The sequence below is a fragment of the Prosthecobacter fluviatilis genome (assembly GCF_042655725.1).
GTDB classification, from domain to species: domain Bacteria; phylum Verrucomicrobiota; class Verrucomicrobiia; order Verrucomicrobiales; family Verrucomicrobiaceae; genus Prosthecobacter; species Prosthecobacter fluviatilis.
The window spans coordinates 466328-482871 of record NZ_JBHSMQ010000002.1 but is presented as its reverse complement, the minus strand read 5'-3'; the positions used below and the strand labels follow the sequence as shown (position 1 = coordinate 482871).

Below are 16544 nucleotides of genomic sequence, written 5' to 3'. Positions count from 1 at the left end.
CCAAGTCCCTCTGTCCATGACCAATCGCCGCACCTTTCTGAACACTCTCGCCGGACTTGCAGCCACCACCGGTCACGGCCTCACCGCTTCTCCCATGAACGACGCATTTGAGATCATCCAGCAGCAGATCAAAGACGGCACCCTCGAATCCGCCGTGCTGCATGTGCGCCGGAAGCAGGACACTTTTCAGCAGGCCTTTGGCAAAGCTGCGAATGCGGATGCCATTTTCCTCCTCGCCTCGATCACCAAGACCATGACCGCCACGGCGGTGATGGTGCTCGCTGAACGCGGCGAGTTGCGGATCACCGATCCCGCGATGAAGTTCGTTCCCGAGTTCAATGAAGGTGCGCGGAAGGCAGTCACCATCGAGCACCTGCTCGCACACACCTCCGGCCTTCCGGATCAGCTGGAAGACAATGCCGCGTTGCGCGCACGCCATGCACCGCTGGCAGAGTTTGTGCAGGGAGCCATCCTCACACCGCTGCTGTTTGCCCCCGGCACGAAGTACCACTACCAGAGCATGGGCATCCTGCTGGCGGCGGAAATCGTGGAGCGCATCACCAAAACTCCGCTGCCAGACTTTCTTGCCAGAGAGGTCTTCACTCCGCTGGAAATGACGCACAGCGCCCTCGGACTGGGCCGCTTCAAAATCGCAGACATCGTCCGCTGCCAGACCGAACACGCTGCCCCCGAATCCGGCGCTGGCGATCCCAAAGCCGCCTCTTGGGATTGGAACAGCCCCTACTGGCGCAATCTCGCCGCACCCTGGGGCGGTGCCCACGGCTCAGCAGGCGACGTCGCTCGCTTCCTTGATTCCTTCCTGCATTTCTCCGGCAAAGTGCTGCGTCCGGAAACTGTGCGCCTGATGCTGCAAAACCACAGCGAGAGCCTCGGTGCACGGCGCGGCATCGGCTTTGCCCTGGGTCCCGAGGGCTTTGGCAAAGGCTGCTCAGACAGGAGCTTTGGCCACTCGGGATCCACCGGCACTCTGGCCTGGGCGGACCCGGCCACAGACACCACCTGCGTCATCCTCACCTCCCTGCCGTCTCGCATCTCCGCAGACACGATACTCCATCCCGTGTCAGACGTGGTGGCCAGGTCGCGCTGAAATTTCAACGCGCCGCATGCTCGCGGATTTCCTGCTCGCTGAGCGCGTGTTCATAGACGGCCATTTCAGCCATGCGTCCGACAAACTGGCGTGCATCCTTGTTTCCCGCAGCCTCAAACAGGCGGCCAAAGCGCAGCGCACAGGCGGTGGTCTTTTCCGTCCCCAGCAGCGCGGTGTCACCCACCAGCCTGCCGTCCAGGTACATTTCCAGCGTGCTGCCACGGCGCTGGCAGACGAGGTGCTGCCAGCGGTAGGGCATGTAAAGCGGGGCGCTGTAGACATTCATGCCGTCCCTGCTGCCGGGCGGCCACCGGAAGAGAAAGCGCACCCGGCCGGGCCGCAGGGCATTGCGTGCATCACGCCGCGTCAGTTGCAGCATGGAGAGAGTGTCATTCTCATCATCCAGCGGATGCAGCACGGCCAGCACGCTGCTATGAAACGCATCGCTGGCAAACCAAAGCTCCACCGCAAACTCTTCGGGCGGCGTCCACTCGCCATCAGCACGCAGATACTGCGGTTCATTCTCAGCAGAAAACGCCAGGCTGCCATCAGCCTGAGGCACGATGCCGCCTTGAATCCGCAAGGCTTTGCCGCCAGAGCCCGCATCTGCAATGCTACCCTCTCCAGCCGCCTGACCACGCCAGTAGTGCAGCGGTTTGGACTTGAGAATGCGCTGCGCATAATCCGCTCTCAGTGCCAGCGGAGGAATGCGCAGATCAGGTGCGCTGAGCATCTCCCGCGCATCAATGCCGCGCAGCGTTTTGGCCTGCGGATCCAGCTCCGAAGACTGCTGCGCACTGAGCAGCCGTGTCCGCAGCGGGCTGCCATCCTTGGAGAGCATCGCCAGCTCCGCCTGCCCCTGATAGACCACCACCTGGGTCTTGCCCTCGCCTTCCACGTTCACGCCAAACTCCGTCCCCAGATCCACCACCGCACCACCCGGCGTCTCAATGGTGAAGCCCTCCGCTCCTGGATTCACATGCGCACGCACATTGCCACGCCTGCACGTGATGCGTTCAGAGTCTTGCAGCGTGATGTCGGCCGGACCTTCGATGTGGACACTGACCCCGCTCAGGAAAGCGAGCGTGAGCCGCCCGCTGTCAAAACGCAGGTTTCCCGCGCCCACCAGTCCTCCAGCCTTGGGTGCATTCTTCTGATCAGCATACCATTTCACCTCATCCATCCGCACCACCAGCGCAAGATTTTCACGACCTGCGGAGGCCGTGTCTGCCTGCTGCGGCGACTGCAGGATGAGCAGCACTGCAAACACCCCCGCCAGACAGGCGGCCAGCGCCGCTACCGGCCGCCACCAGGAGGCCACAAACGGGCGAGGCTGCCTGCGCAGCGCCGCCCAGATTTGATCTTCGGCAAAACTTTCTCTCACCGCCGCCAGCCCCAGTTCATCCTGCAGTTCCAGCCAGCGCGGCTCAGGCGCCTGCACGGCCTGCAGGTTTCCCAAGGTGCGCAGCTCCGTCACCAGCTCTTTTCTCAGCACAGCATCTTCACGCAGCCGCTTCAGCAGCTCCGCACGCCGAGCCTCTGTCATCTCTTCGCCAAACCACGCAGCGATGATCTCATGCAGCTCCTCAGACATTTTGCACCTCCTTCACGACACACTCCCGCAGGAGCTGGTTGGCACGATAGTGAAGTTGATAGATCGCCCCCGTAGAGGTTTGCAGCGCTTCAGCCAGCGCCTGCACCTTCATCCCCTCCAGCCCCGCATGCACCACACGCCGCAGCTTGTCCGGCAGCTTGGTGATGCAGCGCAGCAGGGCCTCAATGTGTTCAGGCTTTTCATGCGCGGCCGCTACATCCAGCTCGTCCACCACGATCTCCGCCACCTCGGCGCGAAAGCGGTCCAGCGCGCTCGACCTCCGCTGGCTGCTGCGAAAGTGCATGAGCACCTTGTTACGCGCGATGCCCCGCAACCACGCGCCCATGTCATCGCCTCGCTTAAAGCTGTGCAGCGAGCGATACGCCGCGATGAAGGTCTCCTGTGCCAGATCATCCACATCCCCGGTGTTGAAAACCTGCGCACCAATGTAGCTGCGCAGCATCAGGCCGTGCGCCTGCACCACCTGCATAAAGGCGGCGGAGTCTCCGCGTGCCACGGCGTCCAGCACGGCATCCATCTGGGAGGGATCTGTCATCAGCCACAGTTTGCCGCAGACTCGCGGACCTCACACAAAAACATTTTTTGTGAGATCCCCGCCCTGGCGGCAAATCAGTCATCAAATATCACGTTCTTCTGGCACGTTATTTCCACCATGACCAAGCCCACCAGCCTCCTTCTGCTTTCCGCCCTCGGCCTCCACGCCGCCGAATCTCCCGTGCCGGCAAAGATCGAGTTCAATCGCGATGTGCGGCCCATTCTCTCAGACAATTGCTTCTACTGCCACGGCAACGACCCCAAGCACCGCGAGGCCGACCTGCGGCTGGACATCCGCGAGGAGGCCCTGAGCGCCAAGGCCTTCATCCCCGGCAAGGGTGCGGAGAGCGAGCTGGTCTCGCGCATCCTCACCACCGATGAGGATGACCTCATGCCGCCGCCGGACTCCCACAAAAAGCTCACGCCGCAGCAGAAGGAGATCCTGAAAAAATGGATCGACCAGGGCGCGGCCTACCAGCAGCACTGGGCTTATGAAAAGCCGGTGAAAGCCCCGGTTCCCGCAGGCAAAAATGGCGTGGATGTGCTGGTGCAGAAGCGCCTGGCCGAGGTCGGACTCAAGCCCTCGCCGCAGGCCGATCCCCGCACGCTCATCCGCAGGCTCTACCTGGACCTGATCGGGCTGCCGCCCAAGCCGGAGGAGGTGGCCGCTTTTGAGCGCGACCACTCCCCTGCCGCTTACGCAATGGCCGTCGACAGCCTGCTCAAAAATCCCCACTTCGGCGAGCGCATGGCCATTGGCTGGCTGGATGTGGTGCGCTTTGCCGACACCATCGGCTACCACAGCGACAACCCGCACAATGTCTGGCCTTACCGCGACTACGTCATCCACGCCTTCAACAACAACAAGCGCTTCGACCGCTTCACCATCGAGCAAATCGCCGGCGATCTGCTGCCAGACGCCAGCCAGGAGACGCGCGTGGCCTCCGCCTTCAACCGCCTGCTGCTGACGACTGAGGAGGGCGGCGCCCAGGCCAAGGACTACGAGCAGCGCATGCTGACCGACCGCGTGCGTGCTGTGGGAAATGCCTGGCTGGGTCAGACCACGGGCTGCAGCCAGTGCCATGATCACAAGTTCGACCCCTGGACCCAGCGCGATTTTTATTCCCTGGGCGCATTCTTTGCCGACATCAAGGAGCCAATCCTTGGCCGCCGCGAACCCGGCATGATGGTGCTGGATGAAGAAGGGCAGAAGCAGCAGGCGGACATCGCCCAGCGCCTGGCCGCGCTGCAGACAGAATTTGCCAAAACACGCCCGGAGCTCGCCGCAGGTCAGGCAGCCTGGGAGAAGCAGGCGCTGGAAGCCGTCAACTCCAGCAGCCTTTGGCAGCCGCTTAAGCAGGTCACTGCAGCCTCAGCCAAGAAGAACGTCGCCCTCAAAGCCGACAAGGAAGGCGTGGTCCGCGGCACCATCGATGCCAAGCGCAATGAACGGAAGCAGAACGACGGCACTGACACCTACACGATCACCGCCAAGCTGCCCGCAGGCGCCACCGGAATCCGCATCGAGGCTCTGAAGGAAAAGCTGCGCGGCATCGGCCTCGCCTCCAATGGCAACTTTGTGCTGAGCGAGATCGCCCTCACCAGCGGTGGCAAAAAGCAGTCAGGCAAGATCGCCGTCTCCCATGCCAGCGCCACCTATGAGCAGAAGACCTTTCCAGCATCAGCTGCCATCGACGGCATTGCCGATCAAAAGAACAACGGCTGGGGTGTGCTGGGCGGCACTGGAACCGATCAGGCGCTCTACCTTGAACTGGCGGAGCCTCTCGCTGAAGCCGACTCCTTAGTCACTTTCACCCTCACCTTTGGCTGGGGAGACAATCACGAGATCGCCAACCTGCGCCTGAGCACCACCAGCGCGGCCAAGCCCATCCGTGCTCCTGGCACCGCTCTTCCGTCCGCCGAGATTGCCGCCATCCTGAAGACCGCGCCCGACAAGCGCACCGCTGCACAAAAGAACCAGCTCGCCTCCGCCTACAAACAGATCGCCCCCGAGCTGCGAGATCTCCGTTCCAAGATCGCCACCGTGGAAAAAGAGAAGGCGGATTTCGAAAACAGCGCGCCCAAGTGCATCGTCTCTGTCAGCGACACCAACAAGCGCACCGTGCGCATCCTGCCACGTGGCAACTGGATGGATGAAAGCGGCGAGGTGGTGAAGGCCTCCCTGCCCGGCTACCTGCCCAAGCCCAAGATCGAAGGCCGCGACCTCACCCGTCTCGATTTGGCGCAGTGGCTCGTCTCCAAGGACAATCCTCTCACCGCACGCACCGTCATGAACCGCCTGTGGAAGCAGTTCTTCGGCATCGGCTTGAGCAAGGTGCTCGACGATCTCGGCGCCCAGGGCGAGCCACCGGTGAACCCCGCACTGCTCGACTGGCTGGCCTGCGAGTTCATGGACAGCGGCTGGGACATGCAGCACATGATCCGCATCATTGTCGATAGCGCTACTTATCAGCAGGTTTCCACCTCCACCAAGGAGCTCACCGCAGCCGATCCCTACAATCGCGAATGCGCCCGCCAGAGCCCCTTCCGCCTCGATGCAGAACTCGTACGTGACAATACACTCACCATCTCCGGCCTGCTCGTTCCAAAAATCGGCGGCCCCAGTGTGAAGCCCTATCAGCCCGCCAAGTACTGGGAGAACCTGAACTTCCCCACCCGCGAATGGCAGAACGACAGCGGCGAGGGACTGTATCGCCGCGGTCTTTACACTTGGTGGCAGCGCACTTTCACGCATCCTTCGCTGCTCGCCTTTGACGCACCAAGTCGCGAGGAATGCGTGGCCGAGCGCAACCGCTCCAACATCCCGCAGCAGGCTCTCGTGCTGCTGAATGACCCCACCTATGTCGAAGCCGCGCGCACCTTTGCCGCCCGCGTCCTCTCTGAGTGCACCGGCGACACCGCCCAGCGCATCACCTGGGCCTTTGAGCAGGCCTTGCAGCGCAAACCGTCTGCCGAGGAACTGAAGACGCTGTCATCGCTCTACGACAAGCAGTTCGCCGATTATCAAAAAGATGCAGCCTCTGCCGAAGCCCTGCTGAAAACCGGAGCAGCCGCAGTCCCTGCCAGCCTTAACAAGAGCGAGCTCGCAGCCTGGACGCATGTCACTCGTGTGCTGCTCAATCTGCACGAAACGATCACCCGGAGCTGAACCATGAGCACCTTTTCTCCACTCACACGCCGCGCCATCCTCGGCCGCACCGCCCAAGGCCTCGGCGGCGTGGCCCTGGCTTCGCTTCTTCAGCCGCAGCTTTTGCGCGCAGCGTCTCAGGGAGTGCTGGGTCGTCTGCCGCTGCCTCAGAAAGCCAAACGCGTCATCTGGCTCACCATGGCGGGCGGCCCTTCACAGCTCGAGCTTTTCGACTACAAGCCAAAGCTCGCGGAGATGGATGGCAAGCCCATGCCGGAATCCTTCACCAAGGGCCAGCAGCTTGCCCAGCTTCAGGGCCAGAAGCTCGTGTGCAAAGGCCCCATGTTCAGCTTCCAGAAATATGGCCGCTGCCAGATGGAGCTTTCGGAGTTGCTGCCGCACATCGGCAACGTGGCGGATGACATCTGCCTCGTGCGCTCAATGACGACGGACGCGATCAATCACGACCCCGCCCACATGTTCATGAACACTGGCTCTCAGATCGCCGGACGCCCCAGCATGGGCTCATGGGTGACCTACGGTCTCGGCAGCGAGGCCGACGACCTCCCTGGCTTTGTGGTCATGATGTCCACCGGCAAGGGGCGCAATCCTCAGCCCATTGCTGCACGTCAGTGGAGCAGCGGCTTCCTGCCCTCCAAATTTCAAGGCGTCCAGCTCCGCTCTTTGGGCGATCCTGTGCTCTACCTCACCAGTCCGAATGGCGTCACGCGCGAGCGTCAGGGCCGCGACTTTGCCGCCATCAACTCGCTCAACAAACAGCACGCCGCCATTTGCGACGACCCCGAAATTGCCACCCGCATCGCCCAGTACGAGATGGCCTTCCAGATGCAGGCCAGCGTGCCTGAGCTAATGGACATCAGAGGCGAAGGCGCCAAAACACTCGATCTCTACGGCTGCCAGCCTGGCGACGGCTCCTTCGCCTCGAACTGCCTCCTCGCCCGCCGCCTCGCAGAACGCGGCACCCGCTTCATCCAGCTCTATCACCGCGACTGGGACCACCACAGCCTGCTGCGCGAGGAACTGCCTCTGCGCGCCAAAGAAGTGGACCGCGCCTGCGCGGCGCTCATCAAAGACCTCAAGCAGCGCGGCATGTTTGACGACACCCTCATCGTCTTCAGCGGCGAGTTTGGCCGCACCCCCATGGCGCAGGGAAACAAAGGCCCCATTGGCCGCGACCACCACAACAAGGCCATGTCCATGTGGCTCGCCGGTGCAGGCGTCCAGCGCGGCATCACCTTCGGCAGCACCGACGACCTCGGCTACGCCGCCCAGGAAAACGTCACCACCGTGCACGACCTCCACGCCACCATGCTCCACCAGTTCGGCATCCAGCACGACGCCTTCAGCTTCAAATTCCAAGGGCTGGACGCAAAGCTCTCCGGCGTTGAAGGTGCCAAGGTCATCAAAAAGATCCTCGCATGAAATTCGCCCCATTCCTTTTCCTCGCCCTCGCTCTCAACGCTTCCGCCTTCGACATCACCGTCGCAGACAAAGACCATGTCGATGTCGCTGATAACGGCAAGGTCGTGGCCCGCCTCATGATGGCGAATGACCCGAGCACGCCGGAGAAGCACCACGAAACCTACAAGCCCTACCTTCATGTCTTCGACGCCAGCGGTTCCATCCGTCTGACCAAGGGACACGGCTTCAACTTCACCCATCACCGCGGCATCTTCCTCGGCTTCAGCAAGATCACCTACGGCGGCAAATCCTACGACCGCTGGCACATGAAAGGCGGCGATCAGGTCGTCACCAAAGTCGCTCCCGAAGCTTCCAGCTTCACCGCCTCCATCGACTGGCAGGGAGACAGCAAAGACGCCTTCCTCACAGAGGAACGCCGCTTCACCTTCTCCACTCCGGCGAAGCCGTTCTATCTCGGCATCGACATGACCAGCGCCATCAAGCCCGCCAGTGGCGCGGCCGAGATGGGCGGAGACCCCGAGCACGCGGGCGCTCAGTTCCGCCCTTCGGAAAAAGTCGATACCAAAACCACGACCTACATCTTCCCCGGCGAAAACATCGATGCCCACAAGGTCAAAGACCTGCCTTGGGCCGCCGAGATCTTCACGGTTGAAGGCAAGACCTTCACCGTCGTGATCCTCAATCATCCCGACAATCCGAAAGACACCGCCACCTCCGCCTACCGCGACTACGGCCGCTTTGGCATGTTCCCCAAAGGCAAAGCCACAGCCGAAGCCCCCTTCAAGCTGCACTATCAGTGGCTCGTGGCCGAGGGCGAAGTGCGCGATGCTGCCGCATTTCAGCTAGCCTGGAACGCTTTTGCAGGAAAGAACGATCCTGTCCCCTCGCTGACGATCAAAGTCTCGGAGCAGCCGAAGCCAAAGAAGGAAAAATGAGGCGGCCTCAGCGACGCCAGAAATATCAAAATTGGTTATTGAGCGACTAGGATTCGACCGGAATTCTGGTTGGTTCCCCCTTACCCCGCTCGCATTAAAAAAACGCACCCCCATGCCTTCCCCCAGGTTCACCACCCTCATCACACGCACGTCGCTGCTTCTGCTGGCGGCATCCGTTCTACCTCCGGCTCTGGCCATTAATGAAAAGAACGCCGGCCCGGAAAAGGTCGAGCTGAAGTTCAAGCTGCCACCTCCAGCTCCTCTTTCTTGGGAAGAGGAGATGAAGACCTTCAAGATCGAAAAAGGCTTCCGCATCGAGCTCGTGGCCAGCGAGCCGATGATCGAGTCCCCCATAGCGATGAGCTTTGACGACCAGGGCCGCCTTTACGTGGTGGAAATGCGTGGCTACATGCACGACCTCGCCGGCGCTGGCGAAACCGAGCCCACCGGCCGCATCTCCCTGCTGGAAGACACCGATGGCGACGGCCGCATGGACAAGGTCACTCCGTTTCTCGACAAGCTCGTCATGCCCCGCGCAGTCATGGCCGTGAACGGCGGCGTCCTCGTTGCCGAGCCGCCCAATCTCTTCTTCTGCAAAGACACCGACGGCGATGGCAAGGCCGATGTGAAGGAGGTCGTGACCAGTGACTACGGCACCCTCGGTGGCCAGCCTGAGCACATGGCCAACACTCCGGTCTGGGCCATGGACAACGCCATCTGGAGCGCCGGCTACTCCACCCGCTTCAAGCTGCGCGGCGGCGTGTGGCAGAAGGACAGCGGGCTCGGCCGCGGCCAGTGGGGCCTCTGCCAGGACAACTACGGCAGGCTCTACTTCAACTACAACTCCGACATGCTGCGTGCAGACCTCCTGCCCACGGAGGCCTTCACCCGCAATCCGCTCCTGCGCAACGCCACCAGCGTCAATGCCAAGGTGGCCGCGGATCAGACTCTCTACCCCTCCCATCCCACTCCGGGAGTAAACCGTGGCTACGATCCCAAATCCCTCCGCGCAGACGGCACACTGAGCAAGCCCACCGGCACCTGCGGCGCTCTGATCTATCGTGGCGATGCCTTCCCTGCTGCCTACCGTGGCAATGCCTTCATACCCGAGCCCTGTGCCAATCTGGTGAAACGCTTCACCATGAGCGAGAAGGACGGCATCGTCACGGCAACGAATACCGCCAAGACCACCGAATTCCTCACCTCCACGGATGAGCGCTTCCGTCCAGTAAACGCCGCCGACGGTCCCGATGGAGCACTCTACATCGTGGACATGTATCGCGGCATCATCCAGCACCAGAGCTTCCTCACACACTACCTCATCGCCAACATCAAGGACCGCAAGCTGGAGACTCCCTTCAATCAGGGCCGCATCTGGCGCATCGTGCCGGACACCCAGGACCGCCCGCAGCCCGTGAAGGTAAACAAGGACGCCAAAATGCTCACGCACGCCAATGGCTGGGTGCGCGACACTGCCCAGCGCCTCATCGTGGAATCCAGCGATGCCTCCGCCATTCCCGCGCTGAAGGAGCTGCTCGCCAGCGGCTCTCCCCTCACACGTCTGCACGCCCTGTGGACGCTCGACGGCCTCTCCGCCGCCACACCAGATCTGCTCCGCACCGCGCTCACAGACAAAGACGCCCAGGTCCGCGCCGCCGCCGTGCGCATTTCCGGTCGCGATCTCGCCCCTGACCTGATCGCGCTTACCTCCGAAAAAGACGCCCTCGTGCTCGCGCATCTCGCCATCAAGCTCACCTCCTTCAATCTCCCGGATGCCGACACCGCCGTGGCCAAGCTGCTCGCCAGCCACGGCAAAAACACCCTCGTCCGCGAAGGTGCCCTGACCGGCCTGCGCGGTAGAGAAGCCGCCTTTGCCAAGCTGCTGGCCGCCCAGCTTTCCAAATCCAACAGCGCCAGCATTACTCCCGTGATCGAAGCCCTCGGCACCCTCCTCGCATCCGCCAACAAGGCCGGTCCTTTCGAAGACATGCTCGAGCTCGCCGCCGCCCAGCCACAGGGCGGCGCAGTTCAAATCGCCGCCATCAAGGGCCTCGCCACCAGCGGCACGGATCCAAAGTCCAAAACCCCGCCCAAACTGCTCTGGCTCGATGCCGAACCCGCGACGCTCAAGACACTGAAAGCCGCCATGACGGACAAGACCTCTGCAAAGCTCTTCACCAGCGTGGAGGCCCGCCTCGCATGGCCCGGCAAACCAGGCGCGCCACCACCTCCGAAAATCGTGCCTCTAAACGAAGCTCAAACCGCCCTCTATGAAAAAGGCAAAACCATCTACGCCACCCTCTGCGCCGCCTGCCATCAACCGCACGGCTTTGGTCTGGATGGTCTGGCCCCGCCGCTGGTGGACAGCGAGTGGGTCCTCGGCAAGCCGGAGCTCCCCGCGCGCATCATCATGCACGGACTCGCCGGCCCTGTGAAAGTCGGTGGCCGCAGCTTCAATCTCGCCATGCCTCCCCTGCCCCAGCTTACTGATGAAGACGTCGCCGGTGTTCTCACCTACATCCGCCGCGAGTGGGAGCACAACGCTTCTCCGGTGGACACCAAGGCGGTCACCGCCATCCGTACTCAGACCAAGGGCCGCACGGCCATGTGGACGGAACAAGAATTGAAAAATTTGGGCAAGAAACCGAGTTCAAAGTAATCATGCAAACGCCATCCCCGCTCCACCGTCGCGCCTTCCTCGGCAGAACCTCCCAGGGTCTTGGAGCGGTGGCGCTTGCCTCACTCCTGGAGCATACCCAGGCCGCTCCCACACGGGGTGTCCTGCGTGCCCTGCCCCTGCCACAGAAGGCCAAGCGCGTCATCTGGCTGACGATGGCGGGTGGCCCCTCGCATCTGGAGACCTTTGACCCCAAGCCCAAGCTGGCTGAAATGGACGGCAAGCCCATGCCTGAGTCCTTCACCAAGGGCCAGCAGCTTGCGCAGCTCCAGGGCAAGCCCCTCAACTGCTTCGGCCCGCAGCATCCCTTTGCCAAATTTGGCAAAAACCAGATCGAGATCTGCTCTCTCTTCCCGCAGATCGGCAGTGTGATCGACGACATCTGCCTCATCCGTTCCATGACGACGGACGCCATCAATCACGATCCGGCGCACATGTTCATGAATACCGGCTCACAGATTGCCGGACGCCCCAGCATGGGCTCGTGGATCACCTACGGCCTGGGCACCGAAGCCTCAGATCTTCCAGGGTTCGTCGTCCTCACCTCGCTCGGCAAAGGCGGGCAGAATCAGCCCATTGCCGCCCGCCAGTGGAGTAGCGGCTTCCTTCCCTCCAAATACCAGGGCGTGCAGCTTCGCGCTCAGGGCGACCCCGTTTTGTATCTCACCAATCCCGGCGGCATCTCTCGCGATCAGCAGGGCCGCGATGTCGCCGCCATCAATGCGCTCAACAAGCAGCGCAGCTCCATGGTGGACGATCCCGAAATCGCCACCCGCATCGCCCAGTACGAAATGGCCTTCCAGATGCAGGCCAGCGTGCCTGACCTCATGGATGTCAGTGCTGAAGGCGCAAAAACGCTGGAGCTCTACGGCTGCCAGCCCGGCGATGGCACCTTTGCCTCCAACTGCCTCCTCGCACGCCGTCTGGCAGAGCGCGGCACCCGCTTCATCCAGCTCTATCACAAAGACTGGGACCACCACGGCGGTGTCAAAGAAGGCGTGGCCCTCAAGGCGCAGGAGATCGACCGCGCCTGCATGGCGCTCATCACCGATCTCAAGCAGCGCGGCATGCTGGAGGAGACCCTCATCGTCTGGGCCGGCGAGTTTGGCCGTACTCCGATGTCCCAGGGCGGCAGCGGCCGCGACCACCACAACAAAGCCATGTCCGTCTGGCTTGCAGGCGCAGGCATCCAGGGCGGCATCGTTCACGGCTCCACAGACGATCTCGGCTACGCCGCCATCGACAAAGTCACCACCGTTCACGATCTCCACGCCACCATGCTGCATCAGCTCGGCATTCAGCACGATGCCTTCAGCTTCAAGTTCCAGGGGCTGGACGCACGCCTCAGCGGCGTGGAGGGAGCCAAGGTCATCAAAGACATCCTCGCGTGAAATGAGTTTCCGCACCTTTGAGTCAGCCCACATTGGCGGCGGCATTCATCATGCCACGGTCAAATCCGCCGCCCTTCACCGCCGCGCAGACATCAGCTTTTATGTGCCATCAGGTGTCACGTCGGAGAAACTCCCGCTCGTCATCCTCCTGCACGGCGTCTACGGCAGTCACTGGGCCTGGTTGTACAAAGGCCGCGCGCATGAGGTGCTGGACCGGCTCATCCAAGAGGAAAACCTGCCGCCCATGATGCTGGCCATGCCCTCCGACGGCCTCTGGGGAGACGGCTCCGGCTATGCCCCACACAGCGATGCCGACTACGCCGCCTGGATTGTGAATGAGGTGCCCGAAGCCGCGGCGGAAATTGATCCCCGCTGCAAGGACGCACCCCGCTTCATCAGCGGCCTCTCCATGGGCGGCTACGGCGCGCTGCGTCTGGGCCTGCTGCATCCCAAAAAGTTCGTCGCCATCAGCGCGCACAGCAGCATCACCCACGTCACGCAGATGCAGGGCTTCGTGGAGGAGTCCCTGGCCGAATTTGATCTCACTGGCACTGATCCCCTGGCGGTCATCGACTGCGCCAAGCTCACCGCGCGTCTGCCGCACCTGCGCTTCGACTGCGGCTCAGAAGACGTACTTATCGAGCACAATCGCACCCTGCACCGCGACCTGCAGGCGGCCGGCATTCCTCATGTTTACGAGGAGTTTTTCGGCGGCCACACCTGGGACTACTGGCATGAGCATTTGGCAGACACACTGCGTTTTTTCAAAGCCTGCCTCTCCCTCTAGCCGCTACTTCTTCACAGACCTCGACTTGTCTGTATAGAACACCATCGGCAGGCTCAGGTGCTCCTTGTCACCCACTGTCTGGCCGACAAGGGGGATGAGATTTTTGAAAGGAAACTCGGGGCTTGGGGAAAAATCACGGTCAAAGGCAAGCATGGGCCCACGCACAATCAGATCACGCCATTCGGCATACGGGCCGGTGTAGATGTCAGTGATACGCTCGACCTTGGCAGAGACGGGCGTCATGATAAAACCGGCCAGCTTGGCACCCTGCGCCTCAGCTTTTGATTTCATGGTCTCGTAGTCCCCGCGCTGGGTGCAAAGATCCACACAGGGCACATCTCCGTACCAGGCGATAAAGGCAGGCGCATCAGAAATGGCGAACTCATGCTTGTCCATGATCTGGCGCAAAATGGAAACGCGCTCCGGCAAAAATGGCGGCCAGTGCGGCGGGATCTTGCCGCCCATGGTAAGGCCAAACTTCATCAGAACGGGCAGATTCACGGCCATGGGGAGCGCAGTGATCAGCAAAGCCACCAGCGGCGCCCCCCAGCGTGACATGAAGTCACCGGACATTTGAAAGCGCGACCACAGCACCACAAGCATCGCCGCACCAAAGGTGCACATCGCAGGCATGAGCACAATGTAGAGCGCATTGTCGTCCTTCTCCTTTTCAGCAAGGCCCAGGAGTCCCATGCCGATGGTTACGCAGGCAAAAATAACGGCCAGCGTCCAGCGCGCGGAGACCGCATCCGCCTTGCGAAAGCGGTGCATGAGAGCAAGAAAAAAGAGCAGTGCAGGCACCGCATAGCCCAGATGTGCCATGATCAGCCCCAGCTGATCCTGCCAGCCGAGACCGACGCGCCGCAGCAGGTCATCCACCTGCAGCAGAGGCACACTGGGGGAGAAGTCTCGCAGCAGCAGATCATGCGCCACAGCTGAGGACTGCGCTTGAAACAAGGCCTTGATACCCCCCAACGGATCACCGCAGAGCTGCAGGTTCCACCACCCCCAGGCGGCGAGTGTCAGCACCGGCGGCAAGGCCACCACGAGCGCTCCAGCCCTGCCACGCGGAAGAAAAACCGCCAGACCGACAACGATCCCCACCACAATCCACAGGGCCATCCAGTGCGTGAGCAGCATCAGCGAACAGACGATCCCCAGCAGCGTGAGCGGCACAAACATGCCCCGGTTGTCCAGCGCACGCCCGGCTGCTGATGCATAAAGCCGGAACGCCAGTGCAAACAGCAGCACCAGCAAAGCCCTCGGCGCACCACTGACCATCAGCTCCCAGGCCGGCTCGCATACCAGCAGCGCAATCGCCGAGATGGAGGCGACTTGTTCGTCAAACAGCTTCCGAGCTGCGCCATGCGTGAAAAAGATCGTGAGCAAATACCACGTCACTCCAAAGCACGCGATCACACGGTCCAGCAGAAAAATCGCCCCGCCGGTGGCAGGGTCATAAACTTCCCAGCGCTTCATGAAACGAAAGGCCACCGACCACAGCAAAGGCTGGAGCGGTGGTTGAACGGTTTCCGGCATCGCCAGCGGGGAGGGCGGCTTCTGCGCAGCCTCCATCTGCGACCAGGCATAGGGTTCGATCACGTGGGTTTGATACGATCCCGTACGGGCGATCTGCCGTGCGAGCTGAGCCTGATTCATGCCTTCGGCGCTGCTCAGACCGCGAAAGGTCACAAACACATGCAGCAGCGCCATGACGATGGCGGCGGCGTAGAACACCAGTCGAAGCAGAGCGCCGGGGCCGGATGAGGTGGAAGACATGCCCGTTACATGCCACAGCAGTGCCCTGCGTGCCAAGAACGATCTCGCACCCGGCGTTACTGGTGCGGCTCGAAAACCACCCTTGCACACTGGTGCTGGCCATCCGCACCCGTGCAGCGCCAGTGCCAGCGCACCGCGGGCTTTACAAAAGATCCCAGCTTGCCCTCCAGAATGCGGAACTGCCCCAGCAGCGCACCGCCATCACGCACCTCCAGCGAGCGGGCAGCCACCTTCCCCGACAGAGTCCCGCCCTTTTCCAAAATCACCGGCCCCTCACAAACAAAATCACCCGAAACGTATCCTGAGACGCTGATCGACCGGGCACGCACCTCCTGCAGAAAAGTGACCTCACAACCGGCCGTCACTTCGAGTCGGTCACAAACGATGCTGTCAGCATAGAGCCCGTCAGTATCTATCGTGCGGGATGGCAGTTCCAGAACGGCCTGCTCAACACGCTTGAGCTTTTTCATGCAGATCGGGCAGGAAGGCGTGGCAAAGTCTCCCGCCGTGGTGACGACGAAGAGAAAGTCACTTTTCTCACCGGGCAGCGCCCGCACTGCGGCATCCAGTGCCACGGCATCCACTGCTTCGATGCGCAGTTCTTGCGCCGCACTGAGCGCCGCAGGGCTGAAGCCTGCCGGCGCGATCAAAATGCCACGGGTGTCGCGCGCGGTGCGCACCTCCTGCGCGAAACGATGCACCGTCTCGGGTGTGGCCCCCCATTCGTTCCATGGCGCGGTCTTCACCATCGCGCGTCGTGCCTTGGCAGAGCGGGGCTCCTCAATCATGCCAAACAGAACTGCCGCATCCGGCATGATCCGTGATCCCGCCAGCTCGCAGCCGGCTTCGGCAGCTATCGCACGCGCCAGATCTGAAACCCGCGTCCAGTCCAGGCATGAGATCAGCTCTGCCGACCAGCCCGCCAGCCGGTCCACGCCGCCGCAGCTCCGCAGCGAAAAACCTGCTTCTTCGAGAGTGGCAAACGGATCAAGCATGGATGATGTTTGGAGCTGGCAGCCGGAGTTCCGGCACTAAAGAGCGGGACTCATGCACATTCAAGGCGGGCACCGGCCAACCTCTGATCCTGACATTCAGCCACAGGCGAAGAGCAATCAGCCTTGCCGCGT

11 protein-coding genes are annotated in these 16544 nt (G+C 62.0%); 7 read left to right on the top strand and 4 right to left on the bottom strand.

All coding sequences use genetic code 11. The features are described from left to right. Positions 1-16: 16 nt before the first annotated feature. The gene (locus ACFQDI_RS06965) at positions 17-1108 is read left to right on the top strand and encodes a serine hydrolase domain-containing protein (RefSeq protein WP_377164811.1); all 1092 of its coding nucleotides are present in this window, start codon (positions 17-19) and stop codon (positions 1106-1108) included. Positions 1109-1112: 4 nt separating this feature from the next. Here the strand turns inward: ACFQDI_RS06965 and ACFQDI_RS06960 are convergent, their stop codons facing one another. Continuing rightward, positions 1113-2702 carry a LamG-like jellyroll fold domain-containing protein gene (locus tag ACFQDI_RS06960; RefSeq protein WP_377164809.1) on the bottom strand — a complete coding sequence of 530 codons (1590 nt, stop codon included), beginning with the start codon at positions 2700-2702 and terminating at the stop codon, positions 1113-1115. Further along, positions 2695-3258, bottom strand: a complete 564-nt coding sequence (locus ACFQDI_RS06955; RefSeq protein WP_377164807.1) for a sigma-70 family RNA polymerase sigma factor — start codon at positions 3256-3258, stop codon at positions 2695-2697. Before ACFQDI_RS06955 ends, ACFQDI_RS06960 begins: the two co-directional genes overlap by 8 nt. A 117-nt stretch (positions 3259-3375) precedes the next feature. Between ACFQDI_RS06955 and ACFQDI_RS06950 the strand changes: the two genes are divergently transcribed. The 6 genes from ACFQDI_RS06950 (at position 3376) to ACFQDI_RS06925 (ending at position 13638) form a co-directional block, all read left to right on the top strand. Further along, positions 3376-6426: a PSD1 and planctomycete cytochrome C domain-containing protein gene (locus ACFQDI_RS06950; protein WP_377164804.1), complete on the top strand. Its 3051-nt coding sequence runs from the start codon at positions 3376-3378 to the stop codon at positions 6424-6426. A gap of 3 nt (positions 6427-6429) precedes the next feature. After that, positions 6430-7848 carry a DUF1501 domain-containing protein gene (locus ACFQDI_RS06945; RefSeq protein WP_377164802.1) on the top strand — a complete coding sequence of 473 codons (1419 nt, stop codon included), beginning with the start codon at positions 6430-6432 and terminating at the stop codon, positions 7846-7848. Beyond that, positions 7845-8783 carry a DUF6807 family protein gene (locus ACFQDI_RS06940; RefSeq protein WP_377164800.1) on the top strand — a complete coding sequence of 313 codons (939 nt, stop codon included), beginning with the start codon at positions 7845-7847 and terminating at the stop codon, positions 8781-8783. Before ACFQDI_RS06945 ends, ACFQDI_RS06940 begins: the two co-directional genes overlap by 4 nt. A 112-nt stretch (positions 8784-8895) precedes the next feature. Beyond that, entirely contained in the window at positions 8896-11442 is a 2547-nt protein-coding gene (locus tag ACFQDI_RS06935; protein ID WP_377164798.1) for a PVC-type heme-binding CxxCH protein, read from the top strand. A 2-nt stretch (positions 11443-11444) separates the two neighbouring features. Next, on the top strand, positions 11445-12851 hold the full coding sequence (locus ACFQDI_RS06930; protein WP_377164796.1) for a DUF1501 domain-containing protein: 1407 nt from the start codon (positions 11445-11447) through the stop codon (positions 12849-12851). A gap of 1 nt (position 12852) precedes the next feature. Further along, the gene (locus ACFQDI_RS06925) at positions 12853-13638 is read left to right on the top strand and encodes an alpha/beta hydrolase (protein WP_377164794.1); all 786 of its coding nucleotides are present in this window, start codon (positions 12853-12855) and stop codon (positions 13636-13638) included. A gap of 3 nt (positions 13639-13641) precedes the next feature. On the opposite strand, the gene ACFQDI_RS06920 is transcribed toward ACFQDI_RS06925, so the two are convergent. Both ACFQDI_RS06920 and ACFQDI_RS06915 read right to left on the bottom strand, forming a co-directional pair. After that, positions 13642-15417 (bottom strand): hypothetical protein, encoded by a 1776-nt coding sequence (locus ACFQDI_RS06920; protein WP_377164792.1) that lies wholly within the window; start codon positions 15415-15417, stop codon positions 13642-13644. 56 nt (positions 15418-15473) lie between these two features. Then, the gene (locus ACFQDI_RS06915; protein ID WP_377164790.1) at positions 15474-16412 is read right to left on the bottom strand and encodes a polymer-forming cytoskeletal protein; all 939 of its coding nucleotides are present in this window, start codon (positions 16410-16412) and stop codon (positions 15474-15476) included. Positions 16413-16544 lie beyond the last annotated feature (132 nt).